The following is a 22,454-nucleotide window of genomic DNA, read 5'->3' on the forward strand; positions in this document are numbered from 1 at the left end:
GATTTATGATAACATAAATATCTAATGCTTTTACCAGAGATTATATACGACATAAAAAATACTGTTATTTCTTCATTGAAAAAATACTTTTTATGTTTTGTATCAGCCATTTTTTTGATTTTAAGCTTTGCTCCATTTGATTTATTTCCACTTGCTTGGATAGCATTTTTACCTTTCTTTTACTTTTTATATAATGCCTCTGATTATAAGACAGTTAAAAAGGGTGGACTAATATTCGGAACATTTTATTTTTTGGGAAATGTCTATTGGATTTATCATTCCCTATATTATTATGGCTCTGTACCTTTGTTATTCAGTTTTTTAGTAGTTATTCTTTTATCCATTTATCTATCCTTATATGTAATGGCTTTTGCTTTAATTTACAAGGCATTACTAAAAACTAACTTACCTACTTCCTTTTATGCTCCGTTCATATGGGTATCATTAGAAGTTTTAAGAAATTATCTTTTAACAGGATTTCCTTGGGCATTGATTGGATATAGTCAGTATAAATTTTTATTAATCTCACAAATTGCAGATATAACTGGAATTTACGGTGTATCATTTCTTGTTGTTTTATTTAATTGTTTTGTCTTTGATATTTTAATTTTTAAAAGACAAAAGACAAACTTTCCGCTTTTACCGTATTATCCCATCATTACAAGTACAATTACTGTTATTGTCATTTTTATTTTTTGCATTTCGTACGGATTTAAAAAATTAAATGAAATTGATGAGTACCATTCTGTTAAAGTTGCTATAGTACAAGGTAGTATTCCACAGGATATAAAATGGGACAATAAGAAAATCTTAGAAATAATTGATATATATAAAAATTTAACATTAAAGGCAAAAGCCTTTAATCCTGACCTAATTGTTTGGCCAGAAACTGCTGTTCCCTTTGTTTTTGATAAACATAAAATCTATACCAACGATTTAATCTATTTTGTAAAAAATGAAAATATTTATCTTTTATTCGGAAGCATCATGGAAAGAGAGCCCGATAAATTTACAAATAGCTCGGTTTTGCTTGATCCAAATGGAGTTATTGCTTATTATTATGATAAAATACATTTAGTACCATTTGGTGAGTATGTTCCTCTAAGGAAAATTTTATTTTTCATTGATAAGCTTACCGTTGGAGTAGGAGATTACAAGGCTGGTGAAAACTATAATGTTGCAGTAACGCCATTTGGAAAGTTTTCTACTTTAATATGCTATGAAAGCATATTTCCCAGTCAGGTAAGAAAATTTTATCAAAAAGGTGGTAATTTTATTGTCAATATAACAAATGATGGATGGTTTGGAAACACTTCAGGTCCTTATCAGCATTTTTCAATGGCAGTATTTAGAGCCATAGAGAACAGAAAGCCCTTAGTTAGGGCAGCAAATTCAGGTATTTCTGGATATATAGACAGCAAAGGTAGAATTGTAAAAAAGACAAGGCTTTTTGAGAGGACTTTTTTAGTTGAAGATATTTTTGTGAATGAAAAAATGAGTTTTTACACTAAATATGGAGATATTTTTGCATATATTTGCATTGTTGTTTCTTTGATTTTTGTATTATGGAATTTAAGCATAGGAGGTAAAAAATGGTTACATGTGAAGATTTAAAGACTCAATTAAAAGAAATAAAAGAAAAAATTATTTCTTTAAGAGGTTGTCTTTGAAATAGACAATCTTAAGGAAAAATTACTTAGTTTAGAAGCAGAGCTTCAAAAGGAAGAAATATGGCAGGATTTGGATAAAATAAAGGAGATTCAAAGGGAAAAAAACAGACTTAATGATGTAATAGAGCCTATTGAAGCTATAACAGATAAAATTTTATATCTTGAAGAGGCTATTGATATAGCAGATTCAGAAGAAGAAGGATATCTTTTCATACAAGATTTAGAAAGCGAAGTAGAAAGCTTAAAGTCTCAAATTAATGAATTAGAGCTTAAACTACTTCTTAATGGAGAGCATGATAAAAACAATGCAATTGTCTCAATTCATCCGGGAGCAGGAGGAACAGAAAGTCAGGATTGGGCTGAAATTTTAATGCGTATGTATTTTAGATGGGCTGAAAGAAAAGGTTATAAAGTTCAAATAATTGATTTACAACCTGGAGAAGAGGCTGGAATTAAGGATGTTACATTTACTGTTGAAGGACCTTATGTATATGGATACTTAAAAGCTGAGGCAGGTGTTCATAGGCTTGTTAGAGTATCACCTTTTGATGCAAATAAAAGAAGACACACTTCCTTTGCTGCTGTTCATGTATGCCCTGAAATAGAGGATAATATTCAGGTTGAGATTAAAGAAGAAGATTTGAGAATTGATACCTTTAGGGCATCTGGAGCAGGTGGTCAGCATGTTAATAAAGTTTCCTCTGCTGTAAGAATTGTTCATATTCCTACTGGTATAATTGTTACATGCCAGACAGAAAGGTCTCAACATAGAAACAAAGAAATTGCTATGAGAATATTAAGGTCTAAGCTTTATGATTTAATTGAAAAAGAGAAAGAAGATAAGCTTAAGGCTTTGACTGGAGAGAAAAAGAATATCGCTTGGGGTAGTCAGATAAGGTCTTATGTTTTGCATCCTTATAGAATGATAAAGGACCATAGAACTGACTTAGAGGTTTATAATGTTGATGAAGTTTTAGATGGAAATTTAGATTTGTTTATTGAGACTTATTTGAAAAAATATGCTTCTTTATCTTAGTTTTTTTATTTTTTTGTTAGAAGTTGAAGTAGGTTTGCGCATTTTGTAAAATTTTTTATTTTTTACTTATATATCATATGGTTACAGAGTAAGAAATTTTAAGAGAATTTTAACAATTTTAACGAGTTTGATATGGTTAATATTTTATTTTGTTAGAAATTTAGAGAATTTTACAGGTTTTTAACAGTAAACTTGACTTTGTTGATAGCATAGGATATAATGAGAAGGTCACAAGAAGGCAATAGTGGGATATCTTATTGAAAAAATAAGGATTATCTGATTTAACAAGCATTTAACAAGAAAGTTTTTAACAAATGTTGAAAAGTTGTTGAAAAATGGAAGAGTTAATAAAAATTTGGCATAAAGCACTGGAAATAATATCTCAAAAAGTTGGAGACTCAACCTTTGAGCTATGGTTTTCACCTATAAAGCTCATAAGTCTCAAGGGCTCTGAGGCTATTGTTGAAGTGCCTAATAGGTTTTTTAAAGACTGGATAGAAGATAATTTTCCAAATCTGATTAAAGAAGTGTTAAATGAGATAACAGGGAATGATTATAATGTGCTTTATGTTATAAGTGGCAAATCTCAAGTTCCTCAGGAAGCGAATGAAAAAAAGAAATTAGTAAAAAAAGGAAACTTAAATCCGAAATACACATTTAGCTCTTTCGTGATCGGACCTTCTAATCAGTTTGCCCATGCAGCAGCTTTAAGGGTTGCAGAGAATCCGGGTTTTGCTTATAATCCGCTTTTTATATATGGTGGAGTTGGTCTTGGAAAAACGCATCTTATTTCTGCAATTGGTAATTTTATGTTAGAAAATAATCCTGAATTAAATATTTGTTATATATCCACTGAACAGTTTACTGGAGAATTCGTATCAGCTATTAGGCATGAAAAAATGCCTGAATTTCGCCAGAAATACAGAACAGTGGATGTCTTTATCGTTGATGATATTCAGTTTGTAGCAGGGAAAGATTCAACGCAGGAGGAGTTTTTCCATACATTTAATGAGCTTTACAGCAAACAAAAGCAGATTGTCATCTCCAGTGATCGTCCACCACTTGAAATTTCAGATATTACTGATAGACTTCGTTCAAGATTTGGAATGGGACTTATAGCAGATATTCAGCCACCTGAGATAGAAACTCGTATGGCTATTCTTTATAAAAAGGCAGAGATAGAGGGAGTGAAGCTTCCAGAGGATGTTGCCTATTTCATAGCATCCAGAATCAAGTCCAATGTTAGAGAGTTGGAAGGTGCACTAATAAAACTATGCGCTTATACAACCCTCACAAATAGTCCTATAACCCTTGATGTAGCAAAACACATTCTCAAAGATTTACTGCCCGATGAGAACAAGCCTATTACAATTGAAATTATTCAAAAGGCAGTATGCGATTCTTTAGGGATAAAGCTTCAAGATATTAAATCTAAGAAAAGGACAAAGGAAATCTCTAACGCAAGAAAAATAGCCATGTATATTGCTAAGAAACTAACAAATATGTCTCTTACTGAAATAGGAAATGCATTTGGAAAGGACCATGCAACAGTTATATATGCGTGCAAACAAATTGAAAAGGATCCCAGCACTGCTGGTTTAATAGATAGCATAATAAGAAAACTTCAGGAAAACAAATAATAAAGGGAGGAAAACATGCATGTAAAAGTGAAAAAATCAGAGATACAAGAGAAGCTCTCTAAGATTCAAAATATCGTTGAGAAAAAAAGTATAATGCCTGTATTAAATCACTTTTTAATGGATATAACCCATCAAGGTGGTTATATTTTAGCCACTGATCTTGAGACTGCGGTAAAGCAGCCGATTGAAATTGAAGTCATAGAGGAAGGTAGAGCCTGTATTCCAGCAAAAAAGTTTTACGAGATAGTAAAAGAGCTTGATGAGGACTTTGAGATTTCTCTTCAAGAAAACTGGCTTAAAATTCAGAGTGGAAGAACAACCTTTAGGCTTGCTACTTTAGACCCATCAGAATTTCCTGTTTGGCCACAGATTGGCGATGCTACAAAAATAACTCTTTCAAGGGATTTAATTCTTACAGCCATTGAAAAAACTGTGTATGCTGCTGGAGATGCTGATGCAAGATATTTCTTAAATGGGCTTCTTTTCCATTTAAAGCCGAAATCAGAGCTTAATGTAGTTGGAACAGACGGTCACAGGCTTGCTGTTTTCAGAACGCAGATAGAAGATTTAAATATAGATAGTGAAATGAAAGTCATTCTTTCAAAGAAATCTTTGAATGAGCTTAAGAAATTTTTATCTGATGTGGAAAATGTATCAATTCATATTGGTAAAACCCATATCATGTGTGAAATAGATGGAATTAGTTTTCTGTCTCGCATGATTGAGGGAAATTATCCTGATTATGAGGCAGTAATTCCAAGACATAATGACAAGATTGCAACAGTTGACAAAGAATTGCTTATAGCCTCCCTTAAGAGGGTTTCTGTTTTAAGCAAAGAACGTCAGTATGCAGTCAAAACTGAATGGAGCGAGGATCTTGTAACAGTGTCTGCCTATGACCCTGAATTAGGAGAGGCAACTGATGAGCTTACAATAGATTATCAGGCAGAGCCTTTGATTGTTGGTTTTAATGCTAAATATTTAATAGAAGCCCTTGAAAATACATCATCTGATAAAGCAAAAATAACAATGTATGAGCCTGAAAAGGCAGTATACATAACAGATGCTGTTGAACAAGGCTCTTTTGTTTACGAAAGCGTGGTAATGCCATTAAGGTTATAAGTGGGTGTATGTGCAAGTGTAAGTGTAAGTGTAAGTGTAAGTGAAATGTTTTACTTATTAAAAAGGGGGAAAAATGGTTGCCAAAGAGCAGACCTATAAGGCTGAAGATATAAAAATTCTTAAAGGGCTTGAGGGCGTAAGAAAGCGTCCTGCAATGTATATTGGCTCTACATCTGTAGAGGGGCTTCATCATCTTGTCTATGAGGTTGTTGACAACAGCGTAGATGAAGCATTGGCAGGTTTTTGTAACAAAATAGAGGTTACTTTGCATAAAGACGGAAGTTGCACAGTTATTGACAATGGAAGAGGAATTCCTACAGGTGTTCATCCTGAAGACCCTGAAGGAAGAACTGCTCTTGAAATAGTTCTTACAGAATTGCACGCTGGTGGAAAGTTTGAGTCAAAAGCCTATAAGGTTAGTGGTGGACTTCATGGTGTAGGAGTTAGTGTTGTAAATGCACTTTCTGAGTGGCTTGAGGTTGAGGTCAGAAGAAACGGTAAAATTGTGAAGCAGAGATATGCTCGCGGCACACCTGTGACCTCTCTTGAAACTATCGGAGAGACAAATGAGACAGGAACGAAGATTAGTTTTAAACCAGACCCTGAAATATTTGAGGTTACTGAATTTTCACGAGAAATACTTGCCCAGAGATTCAAAGAGCTTGCATATCTTAACAAAGGATTAAAAATCATTTTGCATGATGAAAGAGACGGCTATTTTGAGGAATTTGTTGCTGAGGGAGGCATAGTCTCTTTTGTTGAAGATTTAAACAAAGGCAAAAGAGTTCTTCATCCTAAGCCCATATACATAACAGGCGAAAGGGATGGTGTTTTGGTTGAGATAGCAATTCAGTATAATGAGAGCTATTCTGAAGGGATTTTTACATTTGTGAATAATATTAATACCCGTGAGGGCGGAACGCATCTTGTTGGATTTAAATCAGCTCTTACAAGGACGATAAATAATTATGCAATAGAAAAGGGTTTGCTGAAGGAGGGCAGAGAATCTCTCTCAGGCGATGATGTAAGGGAAGGCATAATAGCTGTAATAAGCGTTAAAGTTCCTGACCCTCAATTTGAAGGACAGACAAAGATGAAGCTTGGCAACAGCGAAGTTAAGGGAATAGTTGAGACAATTGTGAATGAAGGGCTGAGTAGATGGCTTGAGGAAAATCCAAATCATGCAAAGAAAATAGTTGAAAAGGCAAAAGATGCTGCAAGGGCAAGGGAAGCTGCAAAAAAAGCAAAGGAACTTACAAGAAGAAAGGGGATTTTGGAAGACACAACTCTTCCCGGAAAACTTGCTGACTGTACTGAGAAAGACCCATCAAGGGCAGAGCTCTTTATTGTTGAGGGTGACAGTGCAGGTGGTTCTGCAAAACAAGCAAGGGATAGACGTTATCAGGCGGTTTTACCATTGAGGGGAAAAATTTTAAATGTTGAAAAAGCAAGAATAGACAAAATGCTTACCTCAGAGGAAATAAAAACACTAATTACTGCAATTGGAGGAGGTATAAAGGATAATTTTAGTCTTGAAGAAGTAAGATATCACAAAATAATCCTTATGACTGATGCGGATGTTGACGGCTCTCACATAAGGACATTACTTCTGACATTCTTTTACAGGCAGATGTTTGAATTAATTGAAAGGGGTTATCTCTATATAGCCCAGCCTCCTCTTTACAGAATAAAGAGAGGTAAATGGGAAAGATATATTCAAACAGAAGAGGAGTTTTATGATTTTCTCAAGGAGATTGCAAAGGAAGAGATTTCTTTCATGTCTGAAGGAATGCCTCAAAGGGATAATGAAACTTCAGTGGAAGATATACTGAAACTCATTTTTGATTACGGTAAAATCTTGGAAGCCTTTGAAAGAAAAGGCTTTTCACCTTCATACATAGAAAATTTGTTGCTCTCTGATTCAACTGCTCCAGAGATTACTTCGGTGAGAGATTTTCAAGCATTAAAGGAAATATTTGAAAAAATTGAAGGTCTCTCCATTAAAAATGCTCAGAATGAAATAGAACTGAAAATTAAAAATGAAATAATTAAGACAAAATCTTTATGGGAAGTATATACAAAGATTATGGATGCTGTTAAAAAGGGACTTACAATCCAAAGATATAAAGGACTTGGAGAGATGAATCCTGATCAACTCTGGGACACTACAATGAATCCTGAGACAAGGACTCTTCTTCAGGTAACAATTGAAGATGCCCAGAAGGCAAATGATATTTTCACTATTCTTATGGGTGATGAAGTAGAACCGCGAAAGGACTTCATAGTAAAACATGCCCTTGAAGTAAGAAATCTTGATATATAAGAGGAGGAATCAATGCTTGATATAAAATTTGTAAGGGCTAATCCAGATAAAGTTATAGATGCATTACAAAAGAGAGGCTATGAAATAAATTTTGATGAGTTTCTCTCTTTAGAGCAGGAAAGACTCAGTTTACTTCGTGAAATTGAGGAAAAAAGGGCAGTAAGAAACTCAGTATCTCAAGAGATTGCAAAACTTAAAAAAGAAAAAGCTGAGGCAGAAAAAATAGATAAGCTAATTCTTGAGATGAGAGAGCTTGGCGAGGAGCTTTCAACTATTGAGGACAAGCTTAAGGAGATTGAAGAGAAAGTTCAAAATTTTCTTTTAATTCTCCCAAATATTCCTCACCATACAACGCCTGTAGGAAAGGATGAAACAGAGAATGTAGAGATTAGAAGGTGGGGTGTTCCGCGCGAATTTGATTTTACTCCCTTAAATCATTGGGACATAGGCGAAATTTTAGGAATTATAGATTTTGAAAGAGCAGGCAAGATCGCAGGAAGTAGATTTGCAGTCATGAAAGGATTAGGTGCAAGACTTGAAAGGGCACTTATTAATTTCATGCTTGATTTGCACACATCAAAGGGCTACAAGGAAGTATTACCAACTTTTTTGGTGAATAAAGCTTCAATGATAGGAACAGGACAGCTTCCAAAATTTGAAGAGGAGATGTTTAAGACTGTTGACCCAGAGTTTTATCTTATTCCAACAGCAGAGGTCCCTGTAACAAATCTGCATAGGGAAGAGATACTTAATGAAGATGACTTACCAATTTACTATGTATCATACACTCCTTGCTTTCGTAAAGAAGCAGGCTCACATGGAAAGGATGTGAGAGGGCTTATTAGACTGCATCAATTCAACAAAGTGGAGCTTGTAAAATTTGTAAAGCCTGAGGATTCCTACGAAGAACTTGAGACTCTTACAAAAGATGCTGAAGCGGTACTTCAGATGCTGGGACTTCCTTATAGGGTAATTGTACTTTGCACAGGAGACTTAGGGTTTGCCTCTGCAAAGACCTATGACATAGAAGTTTGGCTTCCAGGACAAGGTCGTTACAGGGAGATTTCCTCTTGTTCTAATTTTGAAGATTTTCAGGCAAGAAGAGCAAACTTAAGATTTCGCCGAAGAGGGAAAAAGGGAACAGAGTTTGTTCATACCCTCAATGGCTCAGGTCTTGCAATTGGAAGAACAGTTGCAGCAATTCTTGAAAATTACCAGCAAAAGGATGGCTCAGTCGTTGTGCCTGAAGTTTTAGTGCCCTATATGGGCGTTAATGTAATCCGATGATTCAGCGGATTGACCAATCTGGAATTATCAACATCTATAAAGGGAAAAGCACAGAGCCTATTAAACTCATTGTAGGCGAAATCCTAACCGCAGAGATCATGGATATCCTTCCAACAGGAACAATTCAGGTAAAGATTAACGATAGAGTGCTCAATGCTCAGATGCAGAGAGATTTACAGCTCCAAAGTGGAGATACGGTGTTAGTTAAAGTTGAAAAACCCCTTGAGGACGGAACAATTCCATTGAGAATTTTGTCTCCTCCTGAAGCTGCACAGGTTCAGAAGGGAATGTTTATTTCTGAGGGAGAAATTTCAGAGAAAATTTTAAAACTTCTTGAATCCCTATTTCCCGAAGTCACCAATCAACCGAAGGATATAAAAAATCTTCAGACAGAACTGATCAAAAATCTGCTTTCTACTCCAATGGAAAATCTCTCTGAACCAGAAAAAACAGCTCTATTGCAGAAAGCCTTTGAGGTAATTTTTTCCCGCTCTACAGTATCAGATGGTATTAAGGATTTAATATCTTTGCTTGATGCAACAAATTTTGATAAAAGCCAGATTGCAAAGCTAAAAGCTATAGTTGTTGAGCATCCTGAGGAGTTAACTCCAGAGAAATTAAAGCAAGTTATACTTAATTCTGGAGTTTCATTTGAGGCAAAGGTAAAGCAGGCAGTAGTTGTTGCAGAAAAAATTGAGACAGTAAAGGAAGATTTAAAGGTTATCCTGAATAGCATAATTAAAGATGCAAAGGCTCAGGGCTTTGAAGAAGTCAGCGAAAAAGCTCAGCAGATTTTAAGACAAATAGAAGGCTATCAGGTTCTCTCAAAGACATTTCAAAGTTTCTTCACTTTTTTACCGATTTTTTGGAAAGACTTAGGCTCTGCGGACATAGCCTATAAAACTTTAAAGAGACAAGGAAAAGAATATCATGCTGTTTTTGTCAATCTTAATTTTAAAGATGAGCCTCTATCCTTTGTTGTCACAATGATAAACAAGAGCTTCTATGTAACCTTTGCAGGACAGCTGAAAACTCTTCAGATAATTAAAGAGCAAGAGAACGATTTAAAGGAAAGATTTAATATTAAAGGAATGCCTCTTTCTTCTGTAAACTATGTCTCAAAAACCGAAGAACTTATAAAACAATGGGATGTTAAAGAAGGAAGTATAAGCTTGAAGGTATAATGGAAAAGAGTAAAAGAGCAGTTGCACTAAGATATGAACAAAAGAAAGATTCAGCTCCCCGTGTTGTTGCAAAGGGAAGGGGATGGATAGCTGAAAAGATAATTGAACTTGCAAAGCAACACGGAGTTCCTATTGAGGAAGATGATATTCTTGTTGAAGCCCTTTCAAAATTGGACCTTTATCAAGAAATACCAGAAGAGCTTTACAAAGCAGTGGCTGAGATATTGGTTTTTGTGTATCAAATTAAGGGAAAAATTAGAACAGGTAGCTATTGATGGCGAACAGAGGTTTATAAATATCTAATTTGAGTGATTTTTTATAAAACCTTTTTTAATCTGTCATAGCGATCCTCACCGATTGTTTTTATTTCCGTCACTGCGAGCCTTACCGAAGGTGAGGCTCGCAGTGACGGAGATTGCCTCCTCCTCGCTTCGCTTGGAGTCGCCATGACGGAGGGGTGTCATTGCGAGCAGTCCGAGGGACTGCAAAGCAATCCCTCCTTTAGCCTTTTACGTCTCACGTCTTACGTTTTACGGATGTTTAGGGATTGCTTCGGGTGCTAACGCACCCTCGCAATGACCGAAAGGATCGGGAACTTTCGTAAGCAGAAGGCGTGACGACCCTTTGTAATGACGTTTTTGAATCGCACAATTTAGAAAACAGGCTTTTATAGAAGCTCGGGAATAGTTATCTCGCCCAATACAATTTTTCTTATGTTTTCTATCTTATGCAGAGGAGTTCTAATAACTATATTGCTTTCATCTATCTCTTCAACTACTCCAATTGAAATGCATTCGTCATCTGAAAATAATCCTGCCATCCTGCCTATGTATTTTTCGTTTTGATATATAAAGCTCTTATCGTGAATTTGAAGCATTTTGACAGGCAAGAGATAACTTTCAGAATTGCTGAAGTACTCTTGAAGCTTTCTTTTTCTATAATTTGCTCTTTCTTCAGGATTTCTCGGCTTTACATTTTTTGATGGTTGAAGCAAAATATAGGGAACCTGAATTTCCGCAAGAATATGCTCAATTTCGTTTGTTCTCTGTAATCCCACCACAAGTTCAGGCTTCAGAATTTCAATCTTTTTTAGCTTTAAAAGTTTGCCATTGCCTGTGATAAATCCTGTTGTATCAACAAGAATAGGAAGATTAAAGCTTTCTGCAGTTTTTATAGCCTTTTCAAATACCTTTAAAAATCTGATGATTGAAACCGATGGAGTTATACCGCCAAAAAAGAAAAACCTATCTGCAAAGGAATTTATATCTTCAAATTTTGCTATTCTTTTTATTCCAATAGTTCCGGGGATTGCAATTGAGCTTTGTCCCACATCTGAGTCAACAAAAGCAATTTGAGATTCCCTTTGGATAAAGTTGTAAAGAACATATTTAGCAAAGGTGGATTTTCCAGAGTCAATTGCACCAAGAAGTATTATTCGCTTTGCAAGCAGGATTTTATCTAAGGCTTTCTTCCAGCTTTCCTCAATGAAAATATCAAGCGAAAAATTTCTTATTTCCCGCAACATTTTTTGTATTTTTTACCACTTCCGCATGGGCATGGATCATTTCTTCCAACTTTGGTTTTTTTGGCTGGGATATTATCAATGTTTTCTCTTAAGTGTTCTGCAAGTTTTTCCTGCATTATTTTTGCATAGTCAATAATAATATTAATTGAAACAGGTAATATCTCTTTTATTATTTCATCCTTTGTTTTTGACGGATCTACATTCTCTAAAATTTTAGATTCCTCCTCTAATTCCTTTGGATGAATGAAACAAGAAAGAATAAAAAATGATTTAACAAAAAGCTCTTGAAATTGGATTTTTAAATCCTCCGGTTTGCTTGTTAGCTCTAAAATTTCCTTTATCCAAATTTCTTTTCTCATCATCAAGCCACTGATAAATCCATTCAACCATTCCTTAACTTCCTGTAACTGTTCCTCAGAGGCATCTTTTACATTATAGGGAAATTTTAATGACCCCTCGTTAAAACGATCTAATACTATGTTATAAGCCTCAAATAGATTCCCAATCAATTCTTCCATCTCAGTTTCACTGTTGAATACTACTTTAGGAACACCTAAAAGTCGATCAAGCCACTCGCTTGGTAAAATCATATCAGGCACAATTGCAATTCCGTAAAGAAATCCTTCAAGCTGTGGAAGTGTGAAAGCTTTGTCTTTGTTCTGAGAAAGAGAAATTAATCGCTGAAGAAGTTCCTTTTGCTTAGGATTAAATATTTCAAAAAGTCTTATCATTTTATTCTCCTTATTTATTCATCTCTTTTACATACATATTCCCAAACACTCATCATTTTATTTTTTAACTTATTTGAAAATCTTTTGTCATTCAGCATTCTTTGCAAGGGTAATTGGATTTCTTCCTTAGGCAGTCTCTTCATAAAATCAAATATGGCATTTAACCATTGTCTTGTTGTGTTATTTGAGGGTGTTTTATAAAGTTCATCAATCAGGATTGGTAGGATTTTAGAGCTTTTTTTATGTGGTTTTAAATATTCTAAAATCTGTATCTTTAGATGTGTTTCCTGAATATTCTGAGGTGGTGGAAGTTTTCTTAGATAATTGGAAAGTGCACGAAAGGCATGATTGTTTCCCAAATGAGTTAATTTGCCCAGTTTTTTTATGGCAGAATTTCTATCTTCCTCATTTGAACTTTCAAGCTTTTCAATAAGGTCATCAACTTTTCTTTTCTTTTCTTCAGCCATTATTTCATCATAAAGTAAAAATTCAAAATCTGATATTTCTCTTTTTTTTCTCTTCAAAAACTTCTCTAATGCCCTTGCAATAGGTGTGTTATCGTCTATATAAATAATTTCAGCAGGCTCAAATTTTTCACAGGCTTCTCTGTCACATTTAAATTTTTTCCTTTCAATTAAATCCCTGCAGGAGGCTTTGTCCGCCTTCTCCAGAATTTCTTCAATAAATGGGTCAAACTCTTCATCTAAAAGACAAATACCATATTCAGTTTCTTTTTTACTTTTGTCAAAGAAAAAGTGATTACAATAAAAGCATATTTTTTCCATTTCTTTTTCATTAAGTTTTTTCATTTTTCTCTCCTCACTTTTTTATTTAAACTAAAATATATGAATCTTAAGCGTTATTGCCAGGAATGAGCCCGATGCAATCTTGTTTTTTTGCCTTCTATTGTTACTTTATCCCCCTGTTGTAAGTATAGCAGGATAAAACACCATGCCTCTACAGCGAACCTCATCTCTCCATACGGTCACTGCGTGCTTCTGAAGGAAGCTAAGCAGGCTTTGAGATTGCTTCGGCATCCCTTCAGTCTGCCTCGCAATGACGAATCGTAATTGTATTATATCTTTTCCTCATATTTTAAAACATCATTGCTTATTGTATCTTTCGTATTTAATATATGATGCCAATCAAAAATCACCTATTTATTTTAAATTTTATCTATGATTTATGACTATTTCAACTTATTTAAGAAATCTTTGTAAAGAGCATCATCGCCATAAACAATATGGCTAAGAAGTTCAATTCCTGCTGACTTGTATATTTCAATCCAAATATCTTTTATTTTTATTTGAATTTCAGGATTGAGAACATATTTACCCTTTTGGATGCGTTTAAAGATTTTTCTGGTATAGGGATTGGTGCTTTGAACTTCATTTTTAGAAAGAAGCGATGATATGTATTGTCTTTTCTTTCTGTATTCTGGTACAACTGTCTCTGGTAAGTTTTCAATTAGTTTAGATAGTTCAACTGCTGTTATAGCAGCTTCTTGGCTTTCATTAAATCTACGGGGAATTAAAACATATAGTATGTGAAAAATGAGAAATTCTCCGAGTTTACTGTCTATTTTTATAAGCTTTTCATCAACTTTGAGACTTATTCCGGACGGAGATAAAATTTTATGAATCTCCGAAAATACATTTTCCGCATATTTTTTATCTTGAATCGTCCTTTGAAGAGCTAACTGCCATGCATTCATTCCAAAGATATCAGTTATTTCAGTATCAGCTCCGTATTTTAATAAATCTTTGATTAATTTAATGTTTCCAGCTTTTATTGCCAACATAAGAGGTGTCGCATTAAACTCTGTTTTATGGTCAACGCCGTACTTTTCACAGTTTTTTATTATCTCTGTATAAAAGTTTGTAGAGTATTTTTGAAGTATTTTGATTAAAAAATTCGTCCTGTGCTGTTCATACAATGACCAGTTAAATATATACTGCCCATGTTTTTGTATGTAAATCTGTCTTGCTTTGTCAAAATTTTGCAGACTGAGAAACTCTATAATCTTAGTTGCATCATAAAAAAGGGCATAGTCAAATAGAGTTTTTCTTGGCTTTTGAGGATTATCCTTTGCAATACGAATCTGATTTGCAAGGGCAACAGCTTTCTCAGGAGTGAGAACATCCCATGGAACTGGCTCAGTTTTTAGTATTGAACGTCTAATTTCTTCTGCCTGCTCAGTTTTGCCCTGAAGTTCAAGCTTCCTTGCTTCAGCCTGCCATTCTTCAAGGGTGGATTGAGGTGCTTCAAAGGAAACTTTATCAACTGCATTTTTTAAGCCAACAAGTCTCAAAAGAGAATGCTCAGGATAGCTTTCAATTAAATAAAGCTTTTTGATAGCTCGGGTAACTGCTACATAAAGGGAGTTAATAAAAAATTTGTATATTTCTAAAGATTTATCCCTCTTATCAGAGGCGCGCATATATCTGAGTTCATCCTGAAGGTCATCCTCACTTATGCCTTTTATAATCTCCATAAAATTCTGCGTCTCATTTGAGACGAAATTGTAAAGAACAACATTATCATATTCTAAGCCTTTAGCCTCATGAATGCTAAAAATAAGAGGAGTGTCAAAATATTTTCTTGCAGCAGCTTTATCTTCGTCCCTCATCACAATAAGGGCATACTTTACAGAACGTCTAATCATTTTATTGATTTCACTTTTTACCTTGTCATTATCCCTTATAAGTAAAACCTCTCCTGAATCACTTGATAGGCTTTTCATGAGATATGTGCTTTCTCTGTCAATAGAGCCAAATCTTTTTTGCTTAATTTTTATAAGCTTATTTGAAAGCTCGGTAATAGTAAGAGAATTTCTGAAGTTTGAATGTAAGATTCTGATAATTTTCCTATCCCTTAGTTCTTCATTGTTATAAAACATTGACTTGAGCTTACTCCATGAGAAGAAATTAGGATGCACAATCTGATTTGAATCTCCGCATAGTATAAAATTTGCAGGATTTGTAAGAGTTTTTAGAATAAGATAGAGCTGGACATTTGTTATGTCTTGGACTTCATCTATCACAACAAAGTCATAAGTTGGGCTCACCCGACTAAGATAATTGAATGCTGTAATATTTGGATCATAAAACCCATTTTCTCTGAGGAAGTTAAGATATTTTTCAAATAGAGCATAAACTTTTTCCCTCTCGCTTTCAAGAAATATTGACTGTTTTACTCCTAATGCAAGATACTCTTCCCGAGATAAGTATGGTTTGTTGACTTCTGAGCCTGTAATGACGCCTTTAAATTCTTCATATAATTTATGAGGGTCAGAGACTCTCTGCTGTTTTGGGAATCTCATAATCCATGAAGCAAATGTTCTGTATGTGATTTCTTTGCCCTGAGGTACATGAATTGTTTCTAAGAATTCCTTGAATGATAGGAAAGAGAGTTCCTGATTTTCATTTTCATAATTGTTTGCAAAATAAATATTTCTTGCGTTTTCAACGAGATATGGAGAAAGGGTAACATAAAGCCCCTGTCCATGAAAGAGTTTCATTTTTTCAAGGGTAAGCGCTGTTTTTCCACTTCCTGCAGGACCTATGATAATAATTGGCGGAGGGGTTCTGTAAACCTCATCTTGCTCTGAATCAAAGGATATAATTTTATCAAGAATATGCACATGCTTTGAAGTAGGATTTACATATACGATGTTTGAAAGATTTTCATCTTCCATTTTAGATATTTCATCAATCACTGGTAGTTTTGACTCATCAATTTTCGCTCCCCTTAAAAACTTTGATTTGTTATAGGCATGATTAAGAACAACTTCCAGAATTACCGCATAATATTTTCCGTTATATTTCATGGACTTAAAAATAAGCCTATTTGAATCATCAAGCCTCGCAGTGTAAAGTCCATATTCAGGTAGTTTTTTTACCTGAGCAGAACGAAAGTCATCCCTTTCAAGAAAGGAAATAATTTTTTCGTATTGACGCTTAACCCTTGAGTAGTTAAGTCCAATGTATTCAAGAATAAGCATTTAATATTTTAACAAAATTTATTAACTACATCCGAAAAACCGAAAAATAGAGATAGACACTCGTCACTGCGAGCCCCCCTGTTGCGAGCGATAGCGTGGCAATCTGGGGCGAAGCAGTCCCTAATTGGTGAATAGTGAATGGTGATTCGTGGATGGTGGATGGTGCATGGTGAACACCTCTTCGTCATTGCGACTCCGAGCGAAGCGAGGGGGAAGCAATCTTGCCTTTTCCCCTTCAAATAGATTGCTTCGCATCCTTCGGATGCTCGCAATGACAGCAAGAAATACTTAATTTTCAGATGGTTATGCCAATTATTGGATTTCTATCGCTATTTTTGGGAAAAATAAAGAGAGAAACTCTTCACTACGAGCCTCTTTTGCGAGCGATAGCGTGACAATTGAGATTGCTTCGGCATCCTATCGGATGCCTTGCAATGACGAGGAGCGGAATGCCTCGCAATGACAGCGCAATATTTATTCAAATGATTAGCAATTTTTAAATTTATATCGCTATTTTTGTTGATATTCAATGTTTTGAAACGCATCTTCGATGTGTTAAAGCGCATCTTCGATGTGTTAAAACGCATCTTCGATGTGATGGATTTCAGAGCCTTTAATGGCGATTACATCAAATCTTACAGGGTACTCTTTGCCAATATGCTTTAAGTAATAAAGGGCAAGTTTTTTCAGTTTCTGCTGTTTTCTGTAATCAACAGCCAGTTCGGGTTCTCCAAATTTATCAGAAAGCCTTGTTTTTACTTCAACAATCACAATAAAGTCTTTATTTTTTGCAACTATGTCTATTTCTCCAAATTTTGTTCGGAAGTTTGTTTCAAGTATCTTATAGCCCTTTTTATTTAAATACTCAGCTGCTAATTTTTCGCCCTCTCTGCCTAAATCTATTTTTCCCATTGTAAGTCTTCATCGTACTTTGTGACATCAAGGCTTTCGCCTGCCAGTCTTTCAAAAAGCGTTGGAATTTGTTCTATTTCAGAGATTTCTTTCTGGCACAAAATTTTTAAGAGTTCTCTTATGGATGCGAAATCTTCCCACATACCTTGCAGACTTTCTCCTACCTTTGCAAAAAGTTCCTCACCCTTTAAATCCCAGTCAAAAAGCAGGATAACTTTTTCAAATCTGTTCGCTATGTTTTCAGTAAACTCGTATATTGTTTTTCCACTGTGAAGCGTTATTATTTCTCCAACGAACCCCATTTTTAGAAGCGCTTTTTTATCTCTTTTGCCTTCTACAATGATTGGAAATTGTTTATTTATTTCATACAAATAATGTAGTGTTTCCTTTATTTTTTCTGCCCGTTCCCAATCTAAAGGAACAAATTCTTTCCTATTTTTTCTTTTTCTGTCATATTGTGACATAGAAAAATTTTTCCTTAAACTTTTCCTCCGTCATACCTGCTACAGAAGAAAGTGCCTTGAGTCTTTCTCCTTCAAAGTCTTCTTTCTCAAGTCTAATCATGTATTTTCTGCCAACTTCATAATTTTCTGATGTGGTGTCAACTTTTCTGATTTTTACTTTGCCTGTTCTGTAATCTATAAGCTCAACAAATGGTATTGGGCGAAGATGTCCTTCTTCAAATGTAATCATAGCTCCAGTTCCGCCTCTGAGTAAATACCGAACTGCTCCATACCCAAGATTTCTTGTATATTCAATATCATAGGGTATTGGATCAGCTGACCTGAGTTCATATCCAATGTTTTTGTCAACTATTGTAATTTTTATGCCAATTTCTTCAAGTGTTTTTTTCACAAAGTTTTTCATTATTCTGCCAAGCTGAATTTCACTTAGACGTACTCTGCCTGTTTCATCCCTTTCAAGCTGCTCATACTCACTTAATTCTTCAGGATCAAATTTTTCCGAAAGTCCCTCTGCTAAGATAGCAACTCCGTGATCCCTTCCCATGCTTAGTCTTTTAATAATAGCTCCTGCAAGGATATCTGCAACTTTCTTAAATGAAACTTTTTCCTCGGGAAATTCTTCAGGAATTATAGTAAGAGTTGCTCCTGCTGCTTTTCCAACTCCCAATGCCAAATGTCCTGTGTGTCTTCCCATTATTGTAAGAAAATACCATCTTGAAGCAACTTTGGCATCTTCCATAATGTTTTTTACTATTTCCACTCCCCAATGCCTTGCTGTTTCATATCCGAAAGTAGAAGCACCACCCGGCAAGGGAATGTCATTGTCAATTGTTTTAGGAACATGGACAACGCTGATTTCACTTCTTGCCTCTCTCTCTATCCAATTTGCCATAAAAAGCGTCCCATCTCCTCCAATGGTAATGAGATATTTTATTCCTAAATTTTTCAAAGTATCCATCAAAACATGAAATCTTTCCTTTACCCTTTCAGCATGTTCCCTTGATGTTCTGAGAATGGAGCCACCCTTTGTATGAATCCTTGATACATCATCCACTGTAAGAGGCACAGCGCATGAGAGATTGCCATCAAAAAGAGGCTTAAATCCACCCATTATTCCTACAACTTTTTTGCCTTGATTTATAGCTTCTATTGTCGCAGCACTTATGGTTCCGTTTATTCCCGGTGCAGGTCCTCCTCCTACAATAATTCCTAAAGTCTCCATAAAAACCTCCAAAAGTTTGTTACAATTAAATTTTACTTAAATTGAGCGACTCTCATGTGTCATCGTGAATGTTTTTTTAGTCATTTCGCATGTTCGCCTCACCTTCTGCTCGCAAATAGATTCCCACTTATCTGTCATTTCGAGACATCCCCGTCATTGCGAGGGTGCGTCACCACCCGAAGCAATCTCGTCTTTGAGATTGCCACGCCTGCCTGTCGGCAGGCTCGCAATGACAGAGAGGCAGATTGTCAAGCCTTCGTATCGCTCGCAACCAAAGTCTTGCCACGCCCCTTCGTACTGCTCGCAATGACGCTTTAATCGCATAATTAAATTTCAATATTTACCGGCACCTTAACTGGAACCACTGTTTTCTGGACAATCTCTGCAGTATTAAACACCTTCAGCTTTGCAAATAAGAGCTCAAATTTCTGCTCTAACTCAGCCATAATCGGCTCTTTTATATCCTTTGGCAAGTTCCACCATTCTTTTTTAAATGGTCCAAAGCCTTTTTTACGAGTGCTGTATATGAACTGTTCCTCTGTCTGTCCTTCCTTCCATTCAGTTTTAAACTGTTCCTTTAGAAAATCATAAATCATTTTTCTAAAATCATCAGGCAGATATTTGCTGTCATAGATGATGTTTTGGAATCCTGTTGCAAGATGTATTTCTGATGTTCCTGTTTCTGGAAACTTATCAAAAGCTTCCTCTGGAAGGGTGCTTGCACCATGTTGCACGCATCCACTTAGTCCAAATTCTTTTCTTACGAGGTCAGATAAGACTCTCAGGGTTTCAAAATCTATTTTCACCTGAGCAATGCTTCCGTCTGGAAGCACAACTCCACCATGTTTTGTTCCTGTCTGAACGCTGAGCTTACTGAGTCCTTTACCACCCTTGAATACATCACTAAATCCTGTAAGATAAGCCCTTGCTTCCTCAGGTGTGCTGTTTTTTCCACCAATCTCGCCTATTTCACCACCTATAGATATTGTAATTCCCTTCGGTTCAAGTCCCCTTACATGCTCTGCAAGCAGGGCAGTTTTTTCAAAATTTGGTCTTTGCTGTTCATAAATTGTTTCTTTACTTAGGTCAACAAGCGTAGAAGTATCAATATCAATATTGTAAAACTCTGCTTCTATTGCTTCTTTTATAAGTCCCTTTACATAATTAAGCTCTGCATCGGGGTCTTTCTCAAAATGTCTTCTTACAATCTGGAAATGGTCTCCTTGAATAAAAACAGGTCCTGTGAAACCTTCTTTCACCGCAGCAGCTAATACACATGTTGCATACTCAAGGGGTCTTTGCTTAGTATAACCAATCTCTGAGCGGGCAATTTCAAAGATGAAGGCTCCAACATTGTTTTTCAAGGCTTTTCTAAATATAGCCCTTGCAACATCATAGGTCAAACCTCTTATGTTTATTGCGGGAACTGTAAAACCGGGAAAGTTTTTTCCCATCTCTTCGTAAAGTCCTTGAATTGAGGATGGTATTGCACCCATTTCTTTGGCGATTTCTTTAATGATAATAAGTTTTTTCTTTTTTTCTTCCTCGTTCGGCTCAAAAACAGCGTCAAAAATCAATTCATCCATTGCATTTCGCACATATTCTTTATCCTTGATAAAAACCTTTCCCTCTTTGATATCTAAAACTTCCATAAATTTTTCAAAACCCATAAACCACCTCCAGAAGTTTTTGTATTATTATACCAAAATTGTTGCTACTTGTATATCTTTGCAGCTTATAATAATCTACATTGACGATTTTTATATGAACCTAATTTTGAGATTGCTTCGGGTGCTAACGCCCCCTCGCAATGACACTTTTTTCGTCATCACGAGGCACCGTCAGGTACCGAAGTGATCTCTATTTTCGTTGCATAGAGAAAGAAGAGATTGCTTCGCTCTTTATGACATTTGAGAATTACACAAATTAGGAGTAAAATAATAAAAATGGTGAGGTGTTATGGATAAAAAAACACTTATTGAATGGGACAAAAAATATATTTGGCATCCTTTCACTCAGATGAAGTACTGGCTGGAGGAGGAGCCTATAATTTTTGTTGAAGGAAGAGATTGCTTTCTTAAGGATATTGACGGAAAATGGTATCTTGATGGAGTCTCCTCCCTTTGGGTAAACATTCACGGACACAGAAGAGCTGAGATAGATGAGGCAATAAAAGCTCAACTTGAAAAAATTGCTCATTCAACTTTACTTGGTGCTTGCAATCTTCCAAGCATGGTTTTAGCAAAAAAAATTGCTGAGCTTCTTCAGGAAAGACTTCATTGGGGAGAGCCCCTTACAAAGATATTTTATTCAGACAATGGCTCAACTGCTGTTGAAATTGCACTCAAAATAGCTTATCAATATTGGGTAAATAAAGGAATTAAAGGAAAAAACACTTTTGTTAGCCTTAAAGAAGGCTATCATGGAGACACTCTTGGAGCAGTAAGTGTAGGAGGAGATGAGCTTTTTCATGAAATTTACAAACCCCTTCTTACTAACTCAATTTTGGCACCAGCTCCATACTGCTACAGATGTGAGTTTAGTCTCAATTATCCCTCTTGCGAACTCAGATGTCTAAAAGAAATGGAAAAGATTATAAAAGAAAATCAGGAAAAAATAATCGCTGTAATTGTTGAACCTCTCGTTCAGTGTGCTGGTGGAATAATTGTATGGCCTCCCGGTTATCTAAAAGGCTTAAGAGAGATTTGTAGTAGATACAATGTTTTACTTATTACTGATGAAGTTGCAACAGGATTTGGAAGAACTGGAAAGATGTTCGCCTGTGAACATGAAGAAGTCACACCTGACATTATCTGCCTAAGCAAAGGAATTACAAATGGTTATATGCCATTGGCTGTAACTGCAGTAAATGAGACAATATTCAATGCCTTTTTAGGTGAACTTGAAGAAAGAAAAACCTTCTATCACGGACACTCTTATACAGGAAATCAGCTTGGATGCGCTGCTGCATTGGCAAATCTTGAAATATTTGAAAAAGAAAAAACATTGGAGAAACTTCCACCAAAAATTGAGCTTCTGCATGAAAAACTCTTAGAGATTGCTTCTCATAACAATGTTGGAGATGTCAGGCAGAAGGGAATGATAGCAGGAATAGAGCTTGTAAAGGATAAGCAGACAAAAGAGCCATTTCATTGGAAAGAGCAAATGGGATGGAAAGTTGTAAAGGCTGCAAGAAAATACGGAGTATGGCTCAGACCTCTTGGAGACATCATTGTAATAATGCCTCCACTTGTAATCTCAGAAGAAAATCTTGAAAGATTGCTTGACATTATAAAAATTTGTATAATTGAAGTAATGAGAGAATAAAAAGAGGT

17 protein-coding genes are annotated in these 22,454 nt (G+C 35.5%); 9 read left to right on the forward strand and 8 right to left on the reverse strand.

Features of this window, described 5'->3' with window-relative positions; genetic code table 11:
- Positions 1–24 precede the first annotated feature (24 nt).
- The 8 genes from lnt (at position 25) to ACYQ3P_RS05700 (ending at position 10,537) form a co-directional block, all read left to right on the forward strand.
- Complete coding sequence (gene lnt, locus ACYQ3P_RS05665; protein ID WP_460176969.1) at positions 25–1,614, forward strand: apolipoprotein N-acyltransferase; 1,590 nt, start codon at positions 25–27, stop codon at positions 1,612–1,614.
- Positions 1,593–2,706, forward strand: a protein-coding gene (gene prfB, locus ACYQ3P_RS05670) for a peptide chain release factor 2 (RefSeq protein ID WP_460176970.1) whose coding sequence is annotated in 2 segments (ribosomal slippage) — positions 1,593–1,667 and positions 1,669–2,706 — 1,113 coding nt in all. Because the reading frame shifts where the segments join, the coding sequence is not laid out codon by codon here. The genes lnt and prfB overlap by 22 nt, the downstream gene beginning before the upstream one ends.
- Positions 2,707–3,041: 335 nt before the next feature.
- Positions 3,042–4,346, forward strand: a complete 1,305-nt coding sequence (dnaA, locus tag ACYQ3P_RS05675) for a chromosomal replication initiator protein DnaA (RefSeq protein ID WP_460176971.1) — start codon at positions 3,042–3,044, stop codon at positions 4,344–4,346.
- A gap of 15 nt (positions 4,347–4,361) precedes the next feature.
- Complete coding sequence (gene dnaN, locus ACYQ3P_RS05680; RefSeq protein ID WP_460176972.1) at positions 4,362–5,468, forward strand: DNA polymerase III subunit beta; 1,107 nt, start codon at positions 4,362–4,364, stop codon at positions 5,466–5,468.
- 73 nt (positions 5,469–5,541) lie between these two features.
- Positions 5,542–7,791: a DNA topoisomerase (ATP-hydrolyzing) subunit B gene (gene gyrB / locus ACYQ3P_RS05685; protein WP_460176973.1), complete on the forward strand. Its 2,250-nt coding sequence runs from the start codon at positions 5,542–5,544 to the stop codon at positions 7,789–7,791.
- A 12-nt stretch (positions 7,792–7,803) separates the two neighbouring features.
- Positions 7,804–9,078, forward strand: a complete 1,275-nt coding sequence (gene serS / locus ACYQ3P_RS05690; protein WP_460176974.1) for a serine--tRNA ligase — start codon at positions 7,804–7,806, stop codon at positions 9,076–9,078.
- A complete protein-coding gene (locus ACYQ3P_RS05695) occupies positions 9,075–10,262 on the forward strand; it encodes a hypothetical protein (protein ID WP_460176975.1) in 1,188 nt (395 codons plus the stop codon). The genes serS and ACYQ3P_RS05695 overlap by 4 nt, the downstream gene beginning before the upstream one ends.
- The gene (locus tag ACYQ3P_RS05700; protein ID WP_460176976.1) at positions 10,262–10,537 is read left to right on the forward strand and encodes an EscU/YscU/HrcU family type III secretion system export apparatus switch protein; all 276 of its coding nucleotides are present in this window, start codon (positions 10,262–10,264) and stop codon (positions 10,535–10,537) included. The genes ACYQ3P_RS05695 and ACYQ3P_RS05700 overlap by 1 nt, the downstream gene beginning before the upstream one ends.
- Before the next feature lie 392 nt (positions 10,538–10,929).
- Here ACYQ3P_RS05700 and ACYQ3P_RS05705 read toward each other — a convergent pair whose 3' ends face one another.
- The 8 genes from ACYQ3P_RS05705 to ACYQ3P_RS05740 all read right to left on the reverse strand — a co-directional run bounded on the left by ACYQ3P_RS05705 (position 10,930) and on the right by ACYQ3P_RS05740 (position 20,789).
- Positions 10,930–11,787, reverse strand: a complete 858-nt coding sequence (locus tag ACYQ3P_RS05705; RefSeq protein ID WP_460176977.1) for a Clp1/GlmU family protein — start codon at positions 11,785–11,787, stop codon at positions 10,930–10,932.
- On the reverse strand, positions 11,772–12,518 hold the full coding sequence (locus tag ACYQ3P_RS05710) for a UPF0149 family protein (protein ID WP_460176978.1): 747 nt from the start codon (positions 12,516–12,518) through the stop codon (positions 11,772–11,774). Before ACYQ3P_RS05710 ends, ACYQ3P_RS05705 begins: the two co-directional genes overlap by 16 nt.
- Before the next feature lie 14 nt (positions 12,519–12,532).
- On the reverse strand, positions 12,533–13,327 hold the full coding sequence (locus ACYQ3P_RS05715; protein ID WP_460176979.1) for a hypothetical protein: 795 nt from the start codon (positions 13,325–13,327) through the stop codon (positions 12,533–12,535).
- A gap of 380 nt (positions 13,328–13,707) precedes the next feature.
- Positions 13,708–16,521 carry an AAA family ATPase gene (locus ACYQ3P_RS05720; protein WP_460176980.1) on the reverse strand — a complete coding sequence of 938 codons (2,814 nt, stop codon included), beginning with the start codon at positions 16,519–16,521 and terminating at the stop codon, positions 13,708–13,710.
- A 576-nt stretch (positions 16,522–17,097) separates the two neighbouring features.
- Positions 17,098–17,433, reverse strand: coding sequence for a YraN family protein (locus tag ACYQ3P_RS05725; RefSeq protein WP_460176981.1), 336 nt, complete (start codon positions 17,431–17,433; stop codon positions 17,098–17,100).
- Positions 17,421–17,897, reverse strand: a complete 477-nt coding sequence (locus tag ACYQ3P_RS05730; protein ID WP_460176982.1) for a toprim domain-containing protein — start codon at positions 17,895–17,897, stop codon at positions 17,421–17,423. The genes ACYQ3P_RS05725 and ACYQ3P_RS05730 overlap by 13 nt, the downstream gene beginning before the upstream one ends.
- Positions 17,884–19,119, reverse strand: a complete 1,236-nt coding sequence (pfp, locus tag ACYQ3P_RS05735) for a diphosphate--fructose-6-phosphate 1-phosphotransferase (RefSeq protein ID WP_460176983.1) — start codon at positions 19,117–19,119, stop codon at positions 17,884–17,886. The genes ACYQ3P_RS05730 and pfp overlap by 14 nt, the downstream gene beginning before the upstream one ends.
- Positions 19,120–19,445: 326 nt before the next feature.
- The gene (locus ACYQ3P_RS05740) at positions 19,446–20,789 is read right to left on the reverse strand and encodes a class II fructose-bisphosphate aldolase (RefSeq protein ID WP_460176984.1); all 1,344 of its coding nucleotides are present in this window, start codon (positions 20,787–20,789) and stop codon (positions 19,446–19,448) included.
- 289 nt (positions 20,790–21,078) lie between these two features.
- On the opposite strand from ACYQ3P_RS05740, the gene bioA reads away from it, so the two are divergent.
- On the forward strand, positions 21,079–22,446 hold the full coding sequence (gene bioA, locus ACYQ3P_RS05745; protein ID WP_460176985.1) for an adenosylmethionine--8-amino-7-oxononanoate transaminase: 1,368 nt from the start codon (positions 21,079–21,081) through the stop codon (positions 22,444–22,446).
- The last annotated feature ends 8 nt before the right edge of the window (positions 22,447–22,454 follow it).

The sequence above is a fragment of the Thermodesulfovibrio hydrogeniphilus genome, from assembly GCF_054657355.1.

Excerpts from the sequence above, each read along its gene's own strand:
- bioA (WP_460176985.1), top strand. The coding sequence starts at position 21,079 with ATGGATAAAAAAACACTTATTGAATGGGACAAAAAATATATTTGGCAT.
- ACYQ3P_RS05730 (WP_460176982.1), bottom strand. The coding sequence starts at position 17,897 with ATGTCACAATATGACAGAAAAAGAAAAAATAGGAAAGAATTTGTTCCT.
- lnt (WP_460176969.1), top strand. The coding sequence starts at position 25 with ATGCTTTTACCAGAGATTATATACGACATAAAAAATACTGTTATTTCT.
- ACYQ3P_RS05700 (WP_460176976.1), top strand. The coding sequence starts at position 10,262 with ATGGAAAAGAGTAAAAGAGCAGTTGCACTAAGATATGAACAAAAGAAA.
- dnaA (WP_460176971.1), top strand. The coding sequence starts at position 3,042 with ATGGAAGAGTTAATAAAAATTTGGCATAAAGCACTGGAAATAATATCT.
- gyrB (WP_460176973.1), top strand. The coding sequence starts at position 5,542 with ATGGTTGCCAAAGAGCAGACCTATAAGGCTGAAGATATAAAAATTCTT.
- dnaN (WP_460176972.1), top strand. The coding sequence starts at position 4,362 with ATGCATGTAAAAGTGAAAAAATCAGAGATACAAGAGAAGCTCTCTAAG.
- ACYQ3P_RS05720 (WP_460176980.1), bottom strand. The coding sequence starts at position 16,521 with ATGCTTATTCTTGAATACATTGGACTTAACTACTCAAGGGTTAAGCGT.
- ACYQ3P_RS05740 (WP_460176984.1), bottom strand. The coding sequence starts at position 20,789 with ATGGGTTTTGAAAAATTTATGGAAGTTTTAGATATCAAAGAGGGAAAG.
- ACYQ3P_RS05725 (WP_460176981.1), bottom strand. The coding sequence starts at position 17,433 with ATGGGAAAAATAGATTTAGGCAGAGAGGGCGAAAAATTAGCAGCTGAG.
- serS (WP_460176974.1), top strand. The coding sequence starts at position 7,804 with ATGCTTGATATAAAATTTGTAAGGGCTAATCCAGATAAAGTTATAGAT.
- ACYQ3P_RS05705 (WP_460176977.1), bottom strand. The coding sequence starts at position 11,787 with ATGTTGCGGGAAATAAGAAATTTTTCGCTTGATATTTTCATTGAGGAA.
- ACYQ3P_RS05695 (WP_460176975.1), top strand. The coding sequence starts at position 9,075 with ATGATTCAGCGGATTGACCAATCTGGAATTATCAACATCTATAAAGGG.
- ACYQ3P_RS05715 (WP_460176979.1), bottom strand. The coding sequence starts at position 13,327 with ATGAAAAAACTTAATGAAAAAGAAATGGAAAAAATATGCTTTTATTGT.
- pfp (WP_460176983.1), bottom strand. The coding sequence starts at position 19,119 with ATGGAGACTTTAGGAATTATTGTAGGAGGAGGACCTGCACCGGGAATA.
- ACYQ3P_RS05710 (WP_460176978.1), bottom strand. The coding sequence starts at position 12,518 with ATGATAAGACTTTTTGAAATATTTAATCCTAAGCAAAAGGAACTTCTT.